Below are 23,588 nucleotides of genomic sequence, written 5' to 3' on the forward strand. Positions count from 1 at the left end.
GATGGATTGGAACCTGAATGAACTTCCGTAGGACCGCTGCGGCTGCCGCAATGGTTATCGGGGCAATGACCGTTGCCATGGGCACCGCCCACGCCGAAGAGGCGCCGCAGGACATCAAGTACTCGGTGAAGCTGGTCGACAAGACAGTCGTCGCCACGGTCAAGAACGGCTCTTTCGCGATCGTCGAGCAGGACGGGGAGACCCCCGAAGCGCCCAAGACCCAGGTCGCCGAGATCAAGGACACCAGCGGTGACGTGGTTGTCGCGCTGCCGATCGCCTTCACGATCAACGGCACCGAGATCCCGACCAAGGCCGAGGTCGTCGAGGACTCCACCGTTCTCGCGCTGACCCCGGAGAAGCCTGAAGGCGTGGACGTCACTGCCCACCAGGTCGGTGTGAAGCCGGTGCTGCAGGCGGAGTCGATCGCCTCGGTGCAGGAAAACCAGCGGGCGATCAACGACTTCTCCTCGAAGTTCAGCATCGGCACTGCTATCGGCACCTTCGTCGGATCCGCCATCGGTGCGATCATCGGCTGTGTCGCGGGCGGCATCGCGGGCGTCGGCGTATTTTCGCTGCCGCTGTGCCTGGGCGGGATCGTCGGTGGTGCGGCCATCGGCGGCGTCATCGGCATGATCGCGATCGGTGGCCCCACCATGATGGTCGCGGGCGTCGAACTGCTGAACGTCCTGCAGGCGCCGGACGGCACGACCGCGTGGGCTGACAAGCCGAAGAAGTAGACGCAACCGAGAGTTGAGAGGGCTGACGCCCGATCACCTTTCACAAAGGCCCCGTTCCGATCAGGAACGGGGCCTTTGGCGTACCTGGACGGGGATTGCAGCCCCCTGGACGCCACGCAGCGCCCCGAACTCACGCGCTCCTGGCAAATCCCCCCTTGGGAGGCGTCTTCACATGCACCGGGCGCGACCGGCCGTGGATGTCTCGCGAAAGACCCCGCAGTGTCGGCGAATTCGTGCAACCCACCGAGTCCCGATCAGAAACTGACTGACACCAGGCCGATTGCACGATTACGCCGAACCACCGGACCGATACAGGGCCGGGGAACAGCAGCGGGGCCTGCGCCACCGGACTTGCAGCCGAGGACCCGCCCCGGACATGGCAAAGGCCGGTAGCGGACGCTACCGGCCTTTGCGAGGCATGCTCGGTGCCAGGATCAGTTCGTGCGAACCGCCAGGCCCGGGTTGTCCGAGAGCACCACACTCAGCGGCTGCGCGAACAGCTGCGGGGTGTCGCCGGTGATGGCGCCGATGATGTTCGGGATCTCGCAGATCGGGAAGTCGGCCACCGACGACGCGCTGGAGATACCGAGCGCCAGCCGGCCGGTGATGATCGCGCCACCCGAATCGCCGGGCAGGGCACAGATGTTGGCCGAGAAGCTCTGGGTGAGCTGACGGTCGCCGACCTGCACGGTCTGGTCGACACCGTTCACCACGCCGCAGCTGAAGCCGGTGCGCGAGCCCGACTTGCAGACCGGCGCGCCGACGACCGGGATGCCCACACCGTCGACGGCGATCGGGGCGGCGCCGGGCACCCGCACCAGGTTGTTCTCGAAACGCGGGCGGGCGTTGTCGTTGACCCGGATGATCGAGTAGTCCTGCTCGCCGAGCACCGACTTCGCGAAGGTGCCGAGCTGAGCGCCTGCGTCGTCGCCGTTCATCTCGTAGACGGCGGCGGCGGTGGCGGTGCCCGCCGTGTCGAGGTCGGGGTTGCAGTGTCCGGCGGAGATGTTGATGACGTTGCCCGAGCGGTCGGTGCCGTTGAAGCCCAGCGAGCAGCGCAGCGACGAGTCGCCCGCGACCGAGGCGTAACCGTCGCCGCCGGCCAGCGCGCCGTCACCGTCACCGGCGACGGGGGCGGCCGACAGGTCGATCCGTTCGCCCGCCACGGGCGGGGCGGTGACGATCACGCGGGCGGGGTCGATGAAGCTCGGCAGCGGCAGGCCGGCCTGGTCGACGCGCACCGCGATCGTGTTGTTCACGGTGTCGATGACCACGCCGCGCACCAGGTTGGAGATCTCCGGCGGGGCGGCGTCGAGCCAGTTCTCGAACGCGGTCTTCTCACCGCGCAGTGTCGACTCGCTCTTGGCGACGTTGCGCACCTCGAAACCGGCCGATTCGGCGGCGGCCCGGGCCTCTTCGGCGCCGGGGCCCTGGGCCAGCGCGACGACGGCGTTGCCCTGATCGCTCAGCCACGCACCGCCGAAGACCTGCGGGAACTGGCGCTGCGCGGTGGTGGAGAACCCGGCCACCTGCTGGGCCACATCGGCGCGGCGCAGGTACTCGGCCGGCGAGATCTGCAGGTCGCGGGTGACCGCTTCGATCAGCTGGGCGGGTAGTTCCGCGCCGGGTTCTGCTTCGGCGACTGCCATCGTGGGGCCGAACAGCAGAATCGCCGCCGAAGCGGCGATCACGGACTTACGAGCTCGGCGCGAGCTTCGCGCGAAGGGGGTGCGACCCATACGTGGCAGGAGCATGATCGAACTATATGGGCTCGAGCCGGTTATGCCTACTCGGACCGGGTAAGAGATTTCGCTCACCCGGTCCGCTCGGTGATTCGGCGGTGTCAGCCAGCGGTGGACTTGGTACGCACCATGATTCCGCTGCCCACTCCGCCGCCCGAGGTGGCGTCGATATCGGCCAGGATCGACCGGATCGGGATACCCAGGGTGGCGGTGCCGCCGTATGGGGCGAGCTTGGTGTTGGCCTCGGTGCAGTTGGGCGCCTCGGCGGCGTTGGAGCCGCTGGTGATGCCCAGTGCGAGGGTGCCCGACACGATCGCGCCGCCGCTGTCGCCGCCCAGGGTGCAGGCGCTGGTGGCGAAGCCGCGGATGGTCTTGCTGATGCCCTCGGCGGTGAACAGCTGCGTCTCGACCCGGTCGGCGGACACGAAACCGCAGGTGAAGGTCGAGGACTGGCCGGTCTTGCAGACCGGCGCGCCGGTGACCGGTTCGGCGGTGCCGGTGATGGGCAGTGACGTGCCGTTGGCGCCACGCACCCGCGGCTGGTCCATGCCGCCGTTGACCGCGCGCTCGTTCAGCGCGATCACCGAGTAGTCCAGGGCGGCGGGCCCGCCGAGCACCGACTTGGCGAAGGTGCCCACCTCGATGCTGTTGGGCAGATCGCGCACGTTGGGCAGGTAGACACCGGCCGGGCCGTTGCCTTCGACGTTCGGGTTGCAGTGGCCCGCGGAGATGTTGAGCGCGTTGCCGGCGGCGTCGGTGCTGTTGAAACCGAACGAGCACACGTCCACGCCGCGCAGGGTGGCGTCGTGCAGGTCCTTGGCCGCGGTGATGTAGGTGTCGCCGCCCATCGGCCGGTTCTCCACCGCGCCACCGCCGCCGGGAGACAGCACCACCTTGATGGTGGCGATCAGGGTCGGCAGGTTCAGCAGGTGACCGGTGCCGGTGTTGGCGACGTTGAGCACCAGTTGGCTGTTGAGCACGTCGATGGCGACCGAGCTGATCGGCGCGGAGATCTCGCGCGGCAGGTGCGCGATCCACTGGCTCAGCTGGATCAGCGCGCCCTCGAGGCCGTTCGCCGAGATCGGGGCCAGATGGGTCTGGTAGCCGTCGGCCGCGGCGACCTCACCGGTGCCGGTGTCGGTGACGGCGACGACGGCCTTGCCTTCGGGCGTGAGCCAGGCACCGGCGAAGGTGTCGGGGTGCTCGGCCCGGAAATCGGTGGCGTAGTCGCGCAATTGCTGGGCGCGCGCGGCTCGATCGAGGTATTCGGTGGGCGTCATCCCCAGGTCACGCGAGAGGGCGGTCACCAGTTCGGCGGGCAACGCGTCAACCGAAAGTTGATGCGGCGCAGCGGGTTCAGCCGTTGCGACACCGGAGCCGAGCAGGGGAGCGAGGAGAACAGTCGCGGCGAACCCGGCGGAGGCTGCCTTGACCGCGGCGCGACGCGCCACCAACTTGCGCATGAAATCCCTTCGTCTGCACGAGTGACCGAGACCACCGTTGGCGGCGATCATGTCGGTCAGCGCATCACTCTAAGGCACGCCGGTTCGGCAGGCGCGGTTACGGTGCGCCGGTATCGGATCCGCGCCATCCCGGGATCGTCATCGGCGGGGGGAGTTCACCCGGCGGGCGAGTCCGGAACGGCAGCAACGGCCGGGTGGTGCTGCGGCTCGGCGACGTCGGCGGGGCGGTGGTGGTCGGTTCCGGCGTGGTCGACGGCGGAGCTTCGGTCGTCGTGGGGTCAGGCGTCGGCTCGGGCGCCGGCTCGGCGGCCGGGGGCGCCGCCGGAGCTTCGGTGGTCGGCTCGACCGGGGGCGGCGGGGGCAGCGCGGGCGTCGAAGTGGGGTGGTGGCTCGTCTCCGGTTGCGCGTCGGTGATCGACGGCGGAGCGGTCGGTTCGGCGTCACGCAGCGCCACCGACACCGCGACCCCGCCGAGCAGCAAGCCGATGACGGCCGCCGCGGCGATCAACAGCGGGGTGCGATTGCGCGGCGACGCCGGTGCGGGCACCGCGGCGGCGACCGGCCCGACTTCGGCCATCGCCTTGGTCGGAAACTGCTGAGCCACCGGCAGCGCGGCCGAATACGCCTGCGCGGTCACCACAGGCGAGGCCAGCGCGGGCATCACATCGGTCTCGGCCTGCGCGGTCTCGGTGACGGTCGGATCGGGCGGAGTGGTGCCCGCCGGAGTAGCCAGCACCGCGACGAGCGCGGCCTCGGCGGCCGAGGTCGCGAACGTTTTGCCGGGGTCAGCGCCCTCCGCCGGGGGAGGCAGTTCGTCCTCACCGAGCAGCGCCACCGACTTCAGGCCCAGATAATCCAGCGCCTCACGCACCCCGCGCACCACCTCCGGCGTCCACTGCGCCGGATGCGTGGCATAGAACTCCGCGGGCCCGCTGAGTAGCTCGGTGGTCAGGTCGATCAGGCAGAACATGGCGGTGGCCAGCAGGTCTTCGGCGCGGTACGCCTCACCGCCGTCGACGTCGACACCGGCCGGGTCGCCGATCGCGCGCACGAAGCCGTCGATCGAATGCGCGTGGCCGGTGGGGGCGGGGCCACCGAGGGCGGCGTCGCCGTCATCGGACATGTGCAGCACGCAGGTGCGTTCGACGAAGCGCGTCGCGCCGTCGTCGGTGACCACCGCGGCGACGCACTCGTCGTCGGCGATACGCAGGCCGACCCCAGTGGCCATCCGGTTAACCTCGCTTCGGCGTTCTGATCGTCCGCGTCGAATACCCGGGACGAGTCACACCAGCAGTGAACCGTGTCCCATCGCGCGCAGCATTGACAATAATTCCGAGCGCGAGCCCGCGCCTATCCGGCGTCGGATTCGCGCGACGTGATGTTCCACCGTCTTCGCCGAAATGTACAGCCGTGCGCCTATCTCCCGGTAGGTCAAACCGAGCAGAACCAGCTCGACCACTTCGCGTTCCCGATCGCTGAGCGGGCGCTGTTCGAGCACCTGCGGGCCGGGTTGCGGGTCGCCGCCGGTGCCGCGGGCCTGGTCGGGGCGGGCGGGGATGCGCACCGAGCGGGCCAGCTTCAGCAGAGCGGTGGCGGCGGTGGGGTCGTCGATCACGCGGGCGGTGTCACCGGCCAAGCGGGCGCCGTCGAAGGTGTGGCCCTGCGCGGCCAGCGCCAACACCGCGGCCTGGACGGCGGCCAGGTCGACCTGGCCGCGCAGCACCAGCAGCCAGTTGCGGCCCGCGTCGGCCAGCACCGCGGCGTGCGGGTCGCCGTCGGCGGCGGCGTTCTTCAACGCGTGCGCGTGCGGCAACAACTGCTGCGGCGACTCCTTGGCGATCCCGGCCTGCACGCCGTACCAGTGGAAGGCGTTGGTCCAGGCGGGCGCGCGGCCGAGCCGGCGCAGCAGCGCGGTGGCCGCCTCGACCAGCGGTTGGATGCGGGCCTCGTCGCGCAACTGGATGCCCGCCAGCCACAGTTCACCCACCGGCAGCAGGCTCAACAGGTCGACCTCGACCTTGTCGAACAGCGGGAAGGCGGCGGTCCAGGCGTTGTGCAGGGCTTGGGCGTCGCCGCTGCGCCGAGCCAAGCCAACGGCCAGCGCGTGGGCGAGCAACCGGTCTCGGGGAGCCAGGGCGGCGATGTCGAGGTCGGCCATGGTGTCGGCCGCCAGGCATTCGTCGCCGACCCGCAGGGCGGTCCAGGCGGTGAGCACCGGCAGCTGCTCACCGTGGCCGTCGGCGGCACGGATGGCGTCGCCGGCGCGGCGGGGTTCGCCCGCGCTCAGGCTCAGCAGCGCCGCCGCCGTCACCGCACTGCACGGGGCCGTCGAGGTCGTGTCGGTGTGCGCGGCCTGGACCAGCGCGGAGATGGCGGCGGGGCTGGCAGCGCCGTGCGGGTCGAGGGAGGTGAGCAGGGCGCGCGCGATCAGGCGCGCGCTCGCGGTGGCCTGAGTGGGCGGCCAGTGTTCGGCATCGGCGGACACCTCGGCAGCCGCGGCACTGTCACCGGCCAACACGAGCACGGTCGCCGCGACCGCCCAGTCCGCACCGACCCGGCGCGCACCGAGCCAGCGATACAGGGCCGCGGCGCGATTCACCAGACCGCGGCGGGTGAGCACGCTCGCGCAGACGCGCACAGCGCAGGCCAGTTCGCTGCTGTCGGTGCTGTCGAGCAGTGATTCGGCCAGGCGCAGAGCGGTGTCGTCGTCGCCCGCCGCTGCCGCGGCATCCGCCCACGCGAGGGTGATCCGGCGTGGATCGAGTCCGGCCGTCACCGCGGCGGCGTAGTAGCGGGCGGCTTCGGTGCGACTCCGCTCGGCCGTGCGGCACAGGAACTCGGCGAGACGTTCATCGCGCACGCCGGCCTCGGCGAGCAACAGGCCGGTGTGGTCGCGCAGCAATCCCGCGTCGAGCCGGGTGTGGAGCAGCCGACGCTGCACCGCAAGGAAACGCCGGTCGCCCAGGATCGCCCGCAACTGCGGGACCGCGGCACTGAGCAGCAGGTCGGCATCGGTGACCAGGGCACTCGCCCGCGCCCGGGCCAGCAGGTCGTTGGCCAGCGACAGCTCCACACCGAGCACCTCGGCCAGCTCGCCGGCGTCCAGACCGGTGCCCGACGCCGCGACCACGAGGGTGTCGAGCAGGGCCGGGTCGGCCTCGATCAGCTGAGATCTGGTCCAAGTCGCGAGGGCCGCGTCGACCGCGGGCACCCCCGCGTCGAGCCGAGCCGCACCCGCCGCCAGCAACGCGGCCACCACGCCGCCGTGGATGCCGCCGGTGTGCGTGTGGATGTGGTTGACCAACGGGCGCGGCACCGTCACCCCGAGTTCACGGGCGAACGAACCGATATCGCCGCACCCGAGCGCCCGCATTTCGATGGTGCGACCGTGGCGGGTCATCGCCTCGCACAGCGCTCGCAGCGCGGGCTGATGGGGGCGCGGCTGCATCGCGCAGACGAACGAGCGCGCACCCGTCTCCACCTCGACGCGCAGGATGTCGAGTTGCTCGGGAGTGAGGGTGTGCAGATTGTCGGCGATCACGAAGGCGCCGTCGGAGTGCGGCGCGGCACCGAAGGTGAGGCCGCGAGCGGACAGTCGCCGGCGGACCGCATCCAGCAGGACCGACTTGCCGGTGCCGGAACGACCGGTGAGCAGCAGGACCACCGGTTGCTGTGGGGCGGCGTCGACCGCGCGCAGGACTTCACGGGCGTAGGGCACGGTGTCGAGAGCGATCGGGCTCAATTTCCGCCTCCGAGCAGAGCGCCGGGGAGGCCGGTGACGCCGTCGACGGTGCCGTCGACGGTGTTGCCTGCGCCGTCGATGATCTGGCCTGGGAGATTGCTGATATTCGGGGTCTGCTGGGGGGCGGGAGCGGGGGCAGGTGATGGTGCCGGAGCGGGTGCTGGCGCCGGTGCGGGAGCAGGTGCTGGCGCTGGGGCGGGTTGTTGGGGCGCAGGTTCCGGGGCGGGTGCGTTTCCAGGGGCCGCCGGGGCGCCGTTGCCGGGCTGGGATTGCTGCTGCGCGGGGGACTGGGGAGCCCCGGCCGGTTGGGAACCGCTCTGTGTGCGGTTCCCGGCTTGTGTGGTGGCGGGGGTGACGGTGCCGGGAATCGGCTTTCCGGTCGGATCGAGCAGCGGGGCGCCGGGAACCGGGCGACCGCTCGCATCGAGTGTCGGAGTGCCCACCACCGGTTTGCCGTCCACGTCGACCGTCGCGATGGGCGCGTTGGTGAGTCCGGCCGGTCCGATGGCTGGGCGTTCCGTTGGTGCCGCGTCGGCCGTCGTCGAGGTGGAAGGCGAACTGGGCGACGCGAACTGCGGCGCCACGGTGACGGTTCCCACGGTCAGCGCGGCGAAGACAGCGGCGGCCGCGCCCACCACGGCCAGGCGTTTCCTGGTGAGCGTGCGCCGTTGCGGGGGTTCGGCGGCGATGCCGGCGAGCGCGGTCTTGTCCAGCCGCACGGGCTCGAGTTCCGCCGTCTCAGGCGCAGCCGGGGTCACCGGGACGGCCGGTTCGGCTGCCGGCAGTTCAGCGGCCAGCACCGCCGCGCCCGCCGCACTGGCTGTGCTCGGGTCCGCGCACCTGCGCACCGGCAACCCGAACTCGGCCGACACCAGCTCGGCGACCAGCGGAATCGCCACGCCACCACCGGTCAGCAACACCTCGGAGACGTCACCGAACTCGATACCGGCCCGGCCGACCGCCGCACGGACCAGGTCGAGCGAATCGTGCACGTCGCAGCGGATCAGGTCCTCGAGCTCGTTGCGCACGATGCGTACGGTGGCACCGTCGCCGAGTTCGCCCACCGACACCACCGTCGCGGTGTCGAAGGAGAGTTCCTCCTTCGCCGTCCGGCAGCGTTCGCGCAGCGCGGCCAGCTCGTTTTCCACGGCCGGATCGAACGGGTCGAATTCCCGGTCACCGAGCGCGTGTGCGAGCACATAGCGCATCGTCAGCAAATCGAATTCGGAGCCGGCGACGCCCGGATCGTGTGCCGGGACACCGAGCAGTCCGCACGGCTCGCCGGTGCGGACCACCGACACCGTCAGCCCGCTCGCACCCAGGTCGTAGACGATGATCGCGCCGTCGTCGAGGTCACCGTGCTCGACTTCGTAGCGGCGTACCGCTGCCAGCGGTTCCGGCACGAGCACCACCGCGTCGGCGCCCACCTCGTCCAAGGCGGTGCGTACGGCGCGCACCCGATCCTCGGGCCACCAACCCGGATGACACGTCACCACTGTGTGCGGTTCGGTCGCGGTATCGGTGATCAACCGGGTGATCGCCGCGGCGACCAGGTCGGCGGCGTCATGGCTGGAACCGTCCTCGGCGAGCATCCCCACCGGGTCACCCACGCGAGCCAGGAATCCTTCGACCACCACCTGGTCCGACAACTCGACGGCGGTGGGACGCTGGATCACCGCCACCGGTTCACCGCCCTCGTCCGCCATCGCAACGGCCACCGAACGTGATGCTCCGACGGTGACGCCGAGCGCGAGACGGTCTGTCATGGGGAACCTCTTGCAGATGCGTGAGCTACGGACATCATCGAGCGAGTTATCTCAACTGTCGGTAGCTGACGATGTGCTGTTACGGCACCCGCGCCGATGACGGGGCTGATCCCCTAACGCGCCCCGATCCCCTAACGCGCGCCCCACCCCACGAATAGGGATTCGCCCCGTTACGAGCGGCCGCCCCCGAGTCATAGCTTCGAAGCATCTTGCCGATTCCCGGAGGAGCTGATTTCGATGACCACACCCTTGGAGAACGCGATCCTGCAGTTCATTCTCGATCTGCTGCGCGACCCGAAAGCCGCGGCCGCCTACTGCAACGCGCCGGAAAAGGTCATCGAGGAGGCGAAACTCTGCGTGACACCGGAATACGTGGCCGCTTGTGCGCCGATGGTGGCACGGTCGATCTGTGAAGGCGCCGGCGCGCCGTTGCGGGGGATCGTGGGTGCCGGTGGTGGACGGCAGGCGGCTTTCCACGGCGGTGAGGGCGGGTACTTCGGTGGGGGGCCTGCGACGTTCTTCGGGCCGGGCGGGAGGTTCGGGCCAGGTGGTGCCGGTGGCTCAGGTGGTCCCGGTGGGGGCGGAGGTAGCGGTGGCTCGAGTGGTGGTGGGCACGGTGGGCCCGGCGGGGGTGGTGGGCCCGGTGGTGGCGGTGGCAATGGCGGGCCCGGTGGTGGTGGCGGAAACGGTGGCGGCGGCAATGGTGGTGGCGGCAATGGTGGGCCCGGCGGGCCGGGTGGACCCGGGGGGCCGGGTGGACCCGGGGGGCCGGGAGGACCCGGCGGCGGCGGTGACACCACCAACAACAACAGCGGCAACACCACGAACACCAACAGTGGTAACACCACGAACAACCAGGGCAACGGAGACAACTTCAGCCCCGACATCCTCACCGGTGACACTCTCAGCGACTTCCTGAACGGCAGCCCCGTCAGCAACCTGCTCAACGGCACCGACGTCGGCGGCGTGAACCTCGGCGACATCGGCGATCTCGGTGACGTCACCGCAGTCGGCGACACCCTCAACAATCTCGTGGAAACCGGCAATGTCGGCGACACCTTGAAAGACCTCGTAGACATCGGCAATGTCGGCGACACCTTGACCGATATCGGCAGCGTCGGCGACACCCTGAACAACGTCGGCAACCTGACCGACACGGTCGGTGACATCACCGGGACCGGTGACTTCGCCAATCTGACGAACACCCTGGGCAATGTCGGCGAGGTGACCACTTCGCTCGGTGACGTGGCGAACCTGAACGAGGTCACCAACACGGTCGGCAACCTCGGAGACGTCGGCAACCTGACCGATGTCGTCGGCGACACCGGAAATCTGACCAACACCCTGGGCGACATCACCGGCATCGGCGGCGCCAACACCGTCGGCGACGTGACCAACCTGATGAGCGGCGCGAACATCGGCGACGTGCTCGGCGGCGACACCACGGTCGGCGACGTGACCAACCTGATCAGCGGGGCCGACCTCGGCGGCATCGCGAACGGCAGCACCCTCGGCGACGTCACCGGCATCAACGCCTTCAACCAGGCCGCGCAGATCGCCGCCGACATGTCCAACGCCTTCGCCGACGCCGTCCGAACCGGCGACGTCCTGCTCGGCAACCTCAACGCCCCCGTCTCGGTGGTGTCCGGATCTCTCGGTGGCGTGAGTGGTGTGCTCAACGGGATCAGCCCGATCAGCAATGTCCTCAACGACTTCAGCGACATCGGCGATGTCGGGCATGTGCTCGAGGAGCTGGCCTTCGGCGACTTTCTCACCGCGCTCAACAACGTGGGGACGGTGGGCGACGTGATCGGTTCCGCCGGAGACATCAACGGAATCGGTTCCGTGGGTGATGTTCTCGGCGCGGTCACGAACATCGGCTCCATCGGTGAGATAACCGATGTCGACGTCGTGGGCGGTGTGCTCAACGGCGCCGGCTCCGTCGGCGATGTGCTCGAAGGCGCTTCGATCGGCGATGTCACCGATGTGCTGAACGGGTCGACCGTCGGCGACGTGCTCAGCAACAGCGGCAACCTCACCGATGTGGTGAGCGACGTGGGCTCCGTCGGAGATGTCACGAACATCGGCTCGGTAACCGAGGTCCTCAACGGCGCAGGGTCGGTCAGCGACATGACCAATACCGTCGGCGACGTACTTTCCGGCACCGGTTCGGTCGGCGACATCACCGATGTGGGTTCGGTAGGCGATGTGAACAATGTCGTCGGGAACGTGGGCGGGGTGCTCAACGAGGCCGACGCGGTGGGCGATGTGAGCAACACAGTCGGTGACGTGCTCAACGGTGCGGGTAGCACGGGGGATGTAGACAACACCGTCGGCTCGATCGTCGGCGACGTCGGCTCCATCGGCGACATGAGCAATGTGGTCGGCGACGTGTTCGACGGCGGAATCGGGACTGTAGGCGACGTGACGAACGTCGGCTCGGTGGGCGACCTGACCGGAATCGGCGGCTCGGTGGGCGATGTGCTTTCCGGAATCGGCAGCGTCGGTGGGGATGTCGGCTCGGTCGGCGACATCAGCAACGTCGCCGGCGATGTGGTCGGCGGCGATGTGCTCGGTTCGGTCGGCGACATCGGTTCGGTCGGCGATGTGCTCGACGGCGGAATCGGGACCGTAGGCGACGTGACCCAGTCGGTCGGCCCGGTCGGTGAAGTGACCGGAGTAGCGGGCGACCTCACCGGAGTAGCCGGTGATCTCACTGCGGTGGGCGGTGATCTCGGCTCGATCGGTGACGTGAGCGGAGTGGCAGGCGACCTCAACAACACCATCGGTGACCTCACCGCGGTAGGCGGCGACCTCGGTTTGATCAGCGAAGTGACCGGTGTGGCAGGCGACCTGTCCAACACCTTCGGCGACATCGACAACACCATTGCCTCGGTCGGCGACGTCACCGGTGTGGCAGGCGACCTGGTCGGTTCTGTCGGTGACGTGTCGGGTGTCGCGGGCGACGTGTCGGGTGTCGCGGGTGACGTGACGGGTGACGTGACAGGTGTCGCGGGTGACGTGTCGGGTGTTGCGGGTGACGTGGCAGGTGTGGCCGGCGACGTGCTCGGTTCGGTAGGCGATGTGTCCGGCACCGGCGATGTGATCGGTTCTGTCGGTGACATTTCCGGCATCGCCGGTGACGTGACCGGCGTGGCGGGCGACCTCACCGGCAATGTCGGCGATATCGGCAGCGTGGGTGGCGATCTGACGAATACGGTCGGCTCGGTAGGTGACCTCACCGGTGTGGCAGGCGACTTCACCGGAGTCACCGGTGACGTACTCGGCGCCGTGAGCACCATCGGTGACGTGAGCACCATCGGTGACGTGACCGGAATTGCCGGAGACGTCACCGATGTCGGCTCCATCGGCGACCTGACCGGGGTAGCCGGCGATCTCACCAACACCGTGGGCTCAGTCGGTGACATCACCGATGTCGGAACGATCAGCGATATCACCGGCGTTGCAGGTGATCTCAGCAATACCGTCGGGTCCGTGGGTGACATCGCCGGTATAGCCGGCGATGTCACCGGTGTCGGCGGTGACCTCCTCGGCACTGTCGGCTCCATCAGCGAGGTCACCAACACGGTCGGCGACCTCACCGGAACGACAGGCGATATCTCCGGTGTCGCGGGCGACCTGACCAATACTGTCGGCTCCGTCGGGGATTGGACCAGCACCCTCGGTGATGTCACCGGTGTCGGCGGCGATCTTGTCGGTGACGTGACAGGAACGGTCGGTTCTGTCGGCGACGTGACCGGTGTCGCAGGGGACCTCACGCAGTCGATCGGCGATATCTCGGGCGTCGCGGGCGACCTCACGCAGACCATCGGTGACGTCAGTGGTGTGGCGGGCGACCTCACGCAGACCGTTGGCGATGTCAGTGGTGTTGCGGGCGACCTCACGCAGACTGTCGGCGATGTCAGCGGTGTTGCTGGGGACGTTAGTGGTGTGGCCGGCGACCTCACCCAGACTGTCGGCGACGTCAGCGGTGTAGCCGGTGACGTGTCGGGCGTCGCGGGCGACCTCACCAACTCGGTGGGTGATGTAACCGGAATCGCCGGAGACCTGACGAACACAGCGGGATCCGTGGGTGATTGGACCAACACAGTCGGCGACGTCACGGGATTCGCTGGTGACCTGACCGGCAACACAGGTGACCTCACGAACACAGTGGGTTCGATCGGCGACACGACCAACACTATCGGTGACACAACTGGCGTCGCGGGTGACCTGGTGGGCTCGATCGGTGACGTGAGCGGCGTGGCGGGCGACCTCACCAACAACGTCGGCGATATCGGCAGCGTGGGCGGTGATTTGACGAACACGGTCGGCTCGGTAGGCGATGTGACCGGGGTTGCGGGCGACTTCACCAACACGGTCGGCGATCTCACGCAGTCGGTCGGAGATGTGTCGGGTGTGGCCGGTGACCTGACGAATACGGTCGGTTCGGTCGGTGACGTCGTAGGTGTCGCGGGTGATCTGACGCAGAACGTCGGTGATCTCACCGGTGTGGCTGGGGATGTCAGCGGTGTGGCTGGTGATCTCACCCAAACCGTCGGCTCTGTCGGCGACGTGACCAACACCGTCGGTGACTTGACCGGGGTGGCCGGCGATCTGTCCAACACGGTCGGAGCCGGTGACGTGACCGGTGTAGCGGGGGACGTGCTCGGTTCGGTCGGCGACGTCACCGGGTCCGTTGGTTCCGTGGGGGATTGGACGAACTCTGTCGGCGACGTGACCAACACCGTCGGGGAAGTGACCGGTGTGGCGGGCGACTTGACCAACACGGTCGGTTCGGTCAGCGACGTGACGGGTGTGGCTGGGGACTTGACCAACACGGTCGGTTCGGTCAGCGACGTGACGGGTGTCGCAGGCGATGTGACCCAAACCGTCGGCTCCGTCGGGGACGTGACCGGGGTCGGCGGCGATCTGCTCAGCGACATCACCGGCAACACAGGCGCCCTCACCGGCGTGGCGGGGGATCTGACCGGCAATGCAGGTGATCTCACCGGGATGGCGGGCGATGTGACCGGGGTGGCCGGGGATCTGACCGGGACCGTCGGCTCGATCGGTGATGTGACCGGGGTCGGCGGTGATCTGCTCAGCGACCTGACCGGTAACTCCGGCGATCTCACCGGGATTGCCGGCAGTCTCGTCGACAACACCGGCGATGTGACCAACTCGGTTGGTGATGTCAGTGGTGTGGCGGGTGACCTGCTCAGCAATTCGGGCGATCTCACGGGCGTCGCGGGCGACCTGACCGGTGTGGCCGGTGACCTGAGCGGCATCGGTGATGTGACCGGGGTCGGCGGCGACTTCATCGGCGAAGTGACGGGCGTAACCGGGGATCTGACCGGCAACTCGGGCGACCTGGCCAACTCGGTTGGTGATGTCAGTGGTGTGGCGGGTGACGTGCTCAGCAATTCGGGCGACTTCACCGGCATCGCCGGCGACCTCATTGGTTCGGTGGGCGACGTCACCGGTAACACGGGTGATCTCACCGGGATGGCGGGCGATGTGACCGGGGTGGCCGGGGATCTGACCGGGATCGTTGGCGACCAGAGCATCGTCGGGGACATCACCGGTGTAGCAGGCGGATTGGTGAACGGCGACCTCACAGGTGTTGGCGGTGACCTCACAGGTGTCGGCGGTGACCTCTTGAGCAATGTCAGCGGTGTGGCGGGGGACCTGACCGGCAACACCGGCGACCTCACCGGTGTCGCAGGCGACGTGGTCGGCGACATCGGCAACAGCGGTGACATCAGCGGTGTCGCCGGTGACCTCACCGCGGTGGCGGGCGACCTGGTCGACAGTGACGTGACCGGCGACTTGATCGACAACACGGGCACGATCACCGGTGTCACCGACGGTCTGGTGAACAACTCCGGCGATATCACTGGTGTCGCGGGTGACCTCGTCGGTTCGGTGGGCGACATCGGTAACAGTGGTGACCTCACGGGAGTCGCGGGTGATCTCATCGACAACTCCGGTGGCATTACCGGCATGGTCGGCGACCTCACCGGTGTCGCAGGCGATCTGACCGGGAATTCGGGCGACCTCACCGGCATCGCGGGCGGGCTGCTCAACGGCGATGTCAGCGGCGTGGCAGGTGACGTGACCGGCGTGGCAGGCGACGTGACCGGCGTGGCAGGTGGGCTCGTCAACGGTGACGTGACGGGCGACCTCGTCGACGGGACAGTCGGTGACCTCACGAACATCGGCAATGTCGGCGACGTGACCGGCGACTTGATCGACGTGACCGGCGACGTCACCGGGGTCGCGGGCGGGCTCCTCAACGGTGACCTGCTCAGCGACATCACCGGTAACTCCGGCGACATCACCGGGGTGGCCGGCGACGTGGTCGGCTCCGTCGGCGACGTCACCAACAACGGCGACCTCGTCGACGGTGATCTGGTCGGTGGCGTGGTCAACGGGGACGTGCTCGGCGACGTCACCAACACCGGTGACATCGGTGACCTGATCGGTTCGGTCGGTGACATCACCGGCAACAGCGGCGACCTGACGGGTGACCTGCTGGACAACACGGGCGATATCGGTGGCGTGGTGGGTGACATCACCAACACGGGCGACATCGCCGGCCTGATCGGCTCGGTAGGCGACATCACCAACAACGGTGACATCGCCGGTGTAGCAGGAGGACTCGTGAACAACAGCGGAGACTTCGTCAGTGATGTCACCGGCAACGGTGGCGACGTGACCGGTATCGCAGGCGGTTTGGTGAACGGCGATATCACCGGCGTCGCAGGCGATCTGGTCGACAATTCGGGAACCGTGGTCGGCGACCTGGTCGACAATTCGGGCGACGTCGGCGGTGTGGTCGGCGATATCACCGGCAACAGCGGCGACCTGACCGGTATCGCCGGCGACCTGGTCGACAATTCGGGCGATGTCGGCGGTGTCCTCAACGACATCACCAACAACGGCGACGTCCACGGTATTGCAGGTGATTTGGCCAATGGAGACCTCAACGGTGTCGCGGGTGACCTGACTGCGAATTTGGTTGACGGCGATCTCACCGGTATCGGCGGTGATCTCACCGCGGGGCTGGTCAACGGCGATCTCACCGGTGTGGCGGGCGATCTCACCGGTGACCTCATCGACAACTCCGGTGATGTCGGCGGGCTGATCGGTTCCGTCGGTGACATCACGGGTGCGGGCGATGTGACCGGCGTGGAAGGCGATCTGACCGGCGTTGCCGGCGGCTTGGTGAACAACACAGGCGACCTTGGGGGCGTGGTCGGCGATGTCACCAACAACGGCGACATCACCGGTGACCTGCTCGACAACTCAGGTGCGATCGGGGGCGTGGTCGGCGACATCACCAACAACGGTGACGTGACCGGCGGGCTCGTCAACGGTGACATCACCGGCGACCTGGTAAATGGCGACTTCACTGGTGTGGCAAGCGATCTCATCGACAACACCGGTGACATCGGCGGCTTGACCGGTTCGGTCGGTGACCTCACCGGCACCGGTGACCTGACCGGCGTCGCAGCTGATCTCACCGCAGGACTGGTCAACGGCGACATCACGGGTGACCTGGTCGATGGCGATCTGACCGGCATCGCGGGTGGCCTGGTGAACGGTGGTATCACGGGTGACCTGTTCGACAACTCCGGCGATCTGACCGGCGTGGCCGGCGGCCTCGTCAACGGTGACTTGACCGGCGTGGCAGGCGATCTCACCGCGGGCCTGGTGAACGGTGACATCACAGGTGACTTGCTCGACAACTCCGGCGACATCGGCGGACTGGTCGGTTCGATCACCGACAACGACATCACCGGCGTCGCGGGTGGACTGGTCAATGGTGACATGGTCGGCGACATCACCAACGGTGACCTCGCCGGGGTGACCGGCGGGATCCTCAACGGCGACACCGTCGGGGACATCACCGACGTCGGTTCCATCGGCGATGTCACGGGCGACCTGGTCGACGGTGACATCACCGGTGGCCTGGTCAACGGCGACATCGTCAACAACATCAGCGACCTCACCGGTGTCGCGGGCGGGCTGGTCAACGGGGACGTCACCGGCGATCTGGTCGACGCGGGCGACATCACCGGCGACCTCGTCGACAACGACCTCACCGGGGTCGCGGGCGGAATTCTCACCGGCGACATCGTGGGTGAGGTCACCGACAACGACGTCCTCGCCGGTGACTTCCTCAATGATCTGTCGGCGGTCACCGGCGGAATCGTCAACGGGGACGTGCTCAGCGACATCACCGGTGCGGCAGGAAGTGTGGTGAACGGCGACATCGCCGGCAACGACATCGTCGGCGGTGTGGTGAACGGAGATGTGCTCAGTGGGATCACCGACAACGAAGTGACCGGCGACCTGGTCGACAATGTCGGCAACGTGACCAACAACGGTGACGTGGCCAACCTGATCGGGATCACCGGCCTGGCCGCGGCGGTCACGGGCATCGCGGGCGATGTCGGTAACGCCGACCTCATCGGAAACTTCGACCTGGCCGGCCTCGCCAGCGACCTGTTCGACAACTCCGGCGACATCACCGGCGTCGCGGGCAGCCTGGTCGACGGCGACGTCCTCAGCAACATCACCGACAACGACCTGGTCGGCGACGTCCTCAGCGGTGACGTCACCAATTCGGGCGATATCGGTGGCTTGGTCGGCGACATCACCAACACGGGCGATATCGGTGGCTTGGTCGGCGACATCATCAACACAGGTGACATCGGCGGTGTAGTCGGCGATATCACCGGCGGCGACTTCACCAACGTCGGCAACCTCACCGGCGACCTGGTCGACGGGGACATCACCGACATCGGCGCCATCGGCGACGTGACCGGCGACCTCATCGACGGTTCGATCGGTGACATCACCGGCGACCTGGTCGACGGCGGCCTCATCGGAAACCTGACCGGAGTCGCGGGTGACGTAACGGGTATCGCTGGCGACCTGAACGCCATCGGCGATATCACCGGCGACTTGGTCGATGGTGGCGTGATCGGTGACATCACCGGTGATCTGGTGGACGGCGGGCTCGTCGGCGACCTCACGGGTATCGCGGGTGACTTGAACGGCGTCGGCGACATCACAGGTGGCCTGGTCAACGGCGATGTGACCGGTGATTTGATCGACGGTGGCGTGGTCGGCGATATCACCGGTGATCTGGTGGACGGCGGGCTCGTCGGGGATCTGACCGGGGTGGCGGGTGATCTGAACGGGATCGGCGATATCACCGGTGACCTGGTTGATGGTGATGTGACCGGTGATCTGGTCGACGGTTCGGTCGGCGACGTCACGGGTGACCTGGTGGACGGCGGTGTGACCGGTGATCTGGTCGACGGTTCGGTCGGTGACATCACGGGTGATCTGGTCGATGGCGAGCTGACCGACGTCGGGAATGTCGGTGACGTGACCGGTGGCCTGGTCAACGGTGATGTGACCGGCGATCTGATCGACAATTCGGTGGGCGACGTCACCGGCGGGTTGATCAATGGGGATGTGACGGGCGACCTGATCGACGGCGACTTCACCGACGTCGGCAACGTCACGGGCATCGTCGCTGACCTGACCGACGTAGGCACCATCGGTGACGTGACCGGTGGCCTAATCAACGGTGATGTGACCGGCGATCTGATCGACAATTCGGTCGGTGACGTGACCGGCGGGTTGATCAACGGCGGCCTGATCGACGGCGGTGTGACCGGTGATCTGGTCGACGGTTCGGTCGGCGACGTCACGGGTGACCTGGTGGACGGCGGTGTGACCGGTGATCTGGTCGACGGTTCGGTCGGTGACGTGACCGGTGGCCTGGTCAACGGAGATGTGACCGGCGACCTCATCGACGGCGACCTCACGAACGTCGGCAACATCACCGGCGACCTCATCGACGGCGACGTGACCGGCGGGCTCGTCAACGGTGACGTCGTCGGCGACCTCACCGATGTCGGCACTGTGGGCGATGTCCTGGCCGGCGACTTCTCCAACACCATCGGCGACATCACCAACACCGGTGACCTCGTCGGCGATCTGACCGGTGTGGGCGGCGACCTGACCGGAATCAACGACGTGACCGGCATCGCCGGTGACCTGACCAACACGGTGGGCGACATGACAGGACCTCTGAGCGACAACGACTTCACCAGCACGATCGGCGACATCTTCAGCGGCAACGGAGGAGACGGAGGCGGAGACGGCGGTGGCGTCAATGTTGGCGGCCTCCTCGGCGACGTCACCTGGGCCGGTGACGTGACCGGCGTGGCAGGCGATCTGACCAACACCTTCTCCGGTGTATCCGACTCGTTCAGCGACGTGACGAACGTCTTCGGTGACTGGTCGAACATGGTCGGCAACGTCGGCGCCACCTTCGGCGACGTGACCGCCGGCTTCGGCGACCTGGTGGGGGAGGTGTCCGGTATCTCCGGCGACTGGTCGGCGATGATCGGCGGCATCAGTGACAACACGCTCGCGGTGACCGGTTTCGGCAGCGGCCTGGTGAGCGAGCTGGTTGACGTTTCCGGTGACTGGAACAACACAGTCCAAGGAATCACCGGCAGCTTCGGCGACCTCGTGAGCGTCGGAGGCGACCTGGTCGACCTCGGCGGCAACGTGGTGAATCTCGGTGGTGACGTGGTCGGGCTCGGCGGCAACGTGGTGAATCTCGGCGGTGACGTGGTCGGGCTCGGCGGCAACGTGGTGGACCTCGGCGGTGACGTGGTCGGCATCGGCGGGAACCTGACCGGCTCGGTCGGTGACGTGACCGGTTCCCTGACCGGTATCGGTGGCTCGGTCGGTGACATCACGGGTTCCCTGACCGGTTTCGGTGGCTCCGTGGGTGACATCACGGGTTCGTTGACCGGCATCGGTGGCTCGGTAGGTGACATCACCGGTTCACTCACCGGCATCGGTGGCGACGTGTCCGATGTGTTCGGCGATGTGACCGGCTCCTTCGGCGACCTCACCGGCTTCGGTGGCGACGTCACCGGTTTCGTCGCGGACCTCACCGGTATCGGTGGTGACTTCGTCGGCTCGGTCGGCGACCTCACCGCCTTCTTCGGAGACTTCACCGGTATCGCCGGTGACGTGGCCGCCTTCACGGGCGACCTGACCGGCATCGTCACCGGCGTGGCCGACGTGACCGGCGTCGGCGGTGACCTGATCGGTTCGGTCGGCGACCTCACCGGTGTCGGTGTGAGCGATGCGGTCGGCGATGTGACCGGCTCGGTCGGTGACATCACCGGCGCGACCGGACTGATCGGCGATCTGGATCTGGCGAACACGATCGGCGACGTGACCGGCTCGGTCGACGTCAGCGGGATCGGAGGTGATGTGACCGGTGTGGCTGGTGACATCGCGGCAGGTGTGACCGGCAGCGTCTCGGACGTGACCGGGGTGGCAAGTGACATTGACCTTTCTGGCATGGGAGACGTGATCGACATGGGCGACATCAACTTCGGCGGCAACAACATCTTCGGCGCGGGACTCAACGACGTGAACGGTGTCGGCGACAACTTCGGCGGCATCGCGGACAACTGGGAGGACGTGCAGGTCCAGGGCGTCGGTGGCCAGGTGGACGAATCGCTGAACAACTTCGGTGGGCTCGGCAACGGCGTACTGGCCGGCGCCCTCGACGGTGGTCTGGTCGGTGGCGACCTGACCGGCATCGGCGCCCATGATGTGACCGATGTGGTCGACGTCGGCGATGTCGCGAGCAATATCGACGACGTCACCGCGAACGGCGTCGGCGCGGCGATCGACGACAGCACGATCACCGGGGTGGCGGGCGGCCTGATCGGCGGCGATGTCACCAACACCGGCGACGTCGGCAACATCGTCGGCGGCCTCGCCGGCGCGGGCGGCGTCGGCAGCGGCAACACCCTCAACGACATCACCGGCATCGGCGCCGACAACGTCTCCGACGTGGTCGACCTGAACGACGTGACAACCAATGGCATCGGTGCCGCGATCGATGAGAGCTCGGTGCTCAACGGTCTCGGCGGCGGCGCGGGCGGCATCCTCAGCGGCAACCTCACCGATCCGACCGACCTGGTCGACGTCAACGATGTGACCGCGAACGGCATCGGTGCCGCGATCGACGAGAGCTCGGTGCTCAACGATCTCGCGGCGGGCGACGGCATCGGCAACGGCAACGTGGTCGGCGGCATCGTCGGTGGTCTCGCCGGTGACGGCGGGCTGGCCGGTGCGGGTGGCGTGCTCAACGGTGACGGCGGCCTGCTCGGTGCGGCCGGCGCCGGCAACGGTCTGCTCGGCGCGGGTGGTGACGGCGGTCTGTTCGTCGGCGCCGAGGACACCACCATCAACGGCGTCGGCGCGGCGATCGATGAGAGCGCGATCCTCAACAACGTCAACGTGGAGGACATCACCGGCATCGGCGGCAACGTCGACGACATGGGCGGGATCCTCAACGGCGACGGCGGCCTGGCGGGCGCGGGCGGCGTCCTCAACGGCGGGCTGCTCGGTGACGGCGACGGCGGCCTGCTCGGCGGTGTCACCAACACCGGCGACGTCACCGGTGTTGGTGACCTGGTCGACGGCGGCGTGACGGGTGTCGCGGGCGGCATCGTCAGCGGCGATTTCGAGGACATCACCACCAATGGCGTCGGCGCGGCGATCGACGAGTCGAATGTCCTCAACGACGTGGTCGACGGCGGTGTCGCCAGTGGGCTGCTCGGTGGTGAGGGCGGCGTGCTCGGCAACGCGGTGTTCAACGACATCACCGCCAACGGCATCGGTGCCGCAATCGACGAGTCTTATGTGCCGATCCTCAACGATGCCGTCGACGGCGGCGTGGCGAGCGGCCTGCTCGGTGGCGAGGGTGGCCTGCTCGGTGCGGCCAACTTCGAGGACATCACTACCAATGGCGTCGGCGCGGCGATCGACGAGTCGAGCGTCCTCAACGACGTGGTCGATGACGGTGTGGTCGATGTGCTCGACGGCGCGGTGTTCCAGGACATCACCGCCAACGGCGTCGGTGCCGCGATCGATCAGTCCCCGATCGGCAACGACCTGATCGACGGCCTGATCAACGGCTCCAACTTCGACGACATCACCGGGGTCGGTGGCAATGTCGACAGTGTCGGTGGCGTCATGAACGGCATGACCGATGTGCTGAACCCGACCGCGGTGGCCGGTTTGTTCAGTAACGGGCTCGTCGGCCGGGTTTCGGAGAACACCGGGGCGACGAATTCGTCGCCGTACAGTTCGGCCCAGTCGGCCGCCAACGACGGTGCGGCGTCGGCGGCGAACGCGGCGAGCGCGTTCACCGGTGCGGCGGCTTCCACCGCGGGGCTGGCCGGTCTCAGTGACGACGATCTGGGCTTCGATGTGGGCAACACGTTCGGCAACAACGGACTTTCCGGTATCGCACCCGGTGAACCGAACCCGGCGGGCACCGGCTTGGAAACCGGTTTCGGCCCGGTCGACGCCGTGACAGGTGCGGTGACCGGTGACTCGACCGGTGCCGGCCTGCTCGACGGCGCCCTCCCGACCGGTGGCGGCCTGCCCAGCGGGCCCACCGATGGTGTGGAACTGGTGCCCGACACCATGCACACCATGCCTTACTACTCGCCCGGCGAGGTGGTCGGCGAGGCAGTCGGCTCGGGCTTGGAAACCGGCTTCGGCACGGTCGACGGTGTGACCGACGGCCTGCTCGGCGGAGTGCCGACCGAGGTGGTCGGCACGGGCGAACCGTTCGACACCGTGACAGGCGCCGGCTCTGCGGTCGGCGACGCGGTCGGCGGCCCGCTCCCGGTCTACGACTACACCCCGATGCCGGCTCCCGCCCCCGAGGCTCCGGTGTACGACAGCACCGCAGGGGTGTACGACACCACCGAGTCGGCGACGGGCGGGGTGTACGACACGACCGCGCCGGCGACGGGCGGCGTCTACAACACCACCGACACAGCGACGGGCGGGGTCTACGACACCACCGAGTCGGCGACCGGCGGGGCGTACGACACCACCGGTGCCGCGACCGAAACGCTGGACAGCGTGGATGTGGGCGGCGCCTTCGGCCCGGGCCTCGGCGCCACCGACACCGGCGTGCTCGGTGACTCCTCGAGCACCACCACCCCGGAGGCCGACGACGGCGGTCTCCTCGGCGGCGGTCTCCTCTGAGCCCGGCC

General features: G+C 68.1%; 7 protein-coding genes. 2 read left to right on the forward strand and 5 right to left on the reverse strand.

Annotated features, from left to right (window positions below):
* Positions 1-65 precede the first annotated feature (65 nt).
* A complete protein-coding gene (locus tag ACFO5K_RS08365) occupies positions 66-737 on the forward strand; it encodes a hypothetical protein (RefSeq protein WP_378558376.1) in 672 nt (223 codons plus the stop codon).
* A gap of 434 nt (positions 738-1,171) precedes the next feature.
* Here the strand turns inward: ACFO5K_RS08365 and ACFO5K_RS08370 are convergent, their stop codons facing one another.
* The 5 genes from ACFO5K_RS08370 to ACFO5K_RS08390 all read right to left on the reverse strand — a co-directional run bounded on the left by ACFO5K_RS08370 (position 1,172) and on the right by ACFO5K_RS08390 (position 9,450).
* Complete coding sequence (locus ACFO5K_RS08370; RefSeq protein WP_378558379.1) at positions 1,172-2,491, reverse strand: S1 family peptidase; 1,320 nt, start codon at positions 2,489-2,491, stop codon at positions 1,172-1,174.
* Positions 2,492-2,580: 89 nt separating this feature from the next.
* On the reverse strand, positions 2,581-3,942 hold the full coding sequence (locus ACFO5K_RS08375; protein WP_378558382.1) for a S1 family peptidase: 1,362 nt from the start codon (positions 3,940-3,942) through the stop codon (positions 2,581-2,583).
* A 97-nt stretch (positions 3,943-4,039) separates the two neighbouring features.
* On the reverse strand, positions 4,040-5,170 hold the full coding sequence (locus ACFO5K_RS08380; protein ID WP_378558385.1) for a hypothetical protein: 1,131 nt from the start codon (positions 5,168-5,170) through the stop codon (positions 4,040-4,042).
* 54 nt (positions 5,171-5,224) lie between these two features.
* Positions 5,225-7,684 (reverse strand): LuxR C-terminal-related transcriptional regulator, encoded by a 2,460-nt coding sequence (locus ACFO5K_RS08385; protein ID WP_378558388.1) that lies wholly within the window; start codon positions 7,682-7,684, stop codon positions 5,225-5,227.
* A complete protein-coding gene (locus ACFO5K_RS08390) occupies positions 7,681-9,450 on the reverse strand; it encodes an Hsp70 family protein (RefSeq protein ID WP_378558391.1) in 1,770 nt (589 codons plus the stop codon). The genes ACFO5K_RS08385 and ACFO5K_RS08390 overlap by 4 nt, the downstream gene beginning before the upstream one ends.
* Before the next feature lie 237 nt (positions 9,451-9,687).
* On the opposite strand from ACFO5K_RS08390, the gene ACFO5K_RS08395 reads away from it, so the two are divergent.
* Complete coding sequence (locus ACFO5K_RS08395; RefSeq protein ID WP_378558393.1) at positions 9,688-23,580, forward strand: hypothetical protein; 13,893 nt, start codon at positions 9,688-9,690, stop codon at positions 23,578-23,580.
* The last annotated feature ends 8 nt before the right edge of the window (positions 23,581-23,588 follow it).

The organism is Nocardia halotolerans (assembly GCF_042650145.1).
Lineage (GTDB): Bacteria > Actinomycetota > Actinomycetes > Mycobacteriales > Mycobacteriaceae > Nocardia > Nocardia halotolerans.

What these genes read in the sequence shown, in the direction of transcription:
- ACFO5K_RS08365 (WP_378558376.1), top strand. Translation starts at nt 66, where the DNA reads ATGACCGTTGCCATGGGCACCGCCCACGCCGAAGAGGCGCCGCAGGAC.
- ACFO5K_RS08370 (WP_378558379.1), bottom strand. Translation starts at nt 2,491, where the DNA reads ATGCTCCTGCCACGTATGGGTCGCACCCCCTTCGCGCGAAGCTCGCGC.
- ACFO5K_RS08375 (WP_378558382.1), bottom strand. Translation starts at nt 3,942, where the DNA reads ATGCGCAAGTTGGTGGCGCGTCGCGCCGCGGTCAAGGCAGCCTCCGCC.
- ACFO5K_RS08380 (WP_378558385.1), bottom strand. Translation starts at nt 5,170, where the DNA reads ATGGCCACTGGGGTCGGCCTGCGTATCGCCGACGACGAGTGCGTCGCC.
- ACFO5K_RS08390 (WP_378558391.1), bottom strand. Translation starts at nt 9,450, where the DNA reads ATGACAGACCGTCTCGCGCTCGGCGTCACCGTCGGAGCATCACGTTCG.
- ACFO5K_RS08395 (WP_378558393.1), top strand. Translation starts at nt 9,688, where the DNA reads ATGACCACACCCTTGGAGAACGCGATCCTGCAGTTCATTCTCGATCTG.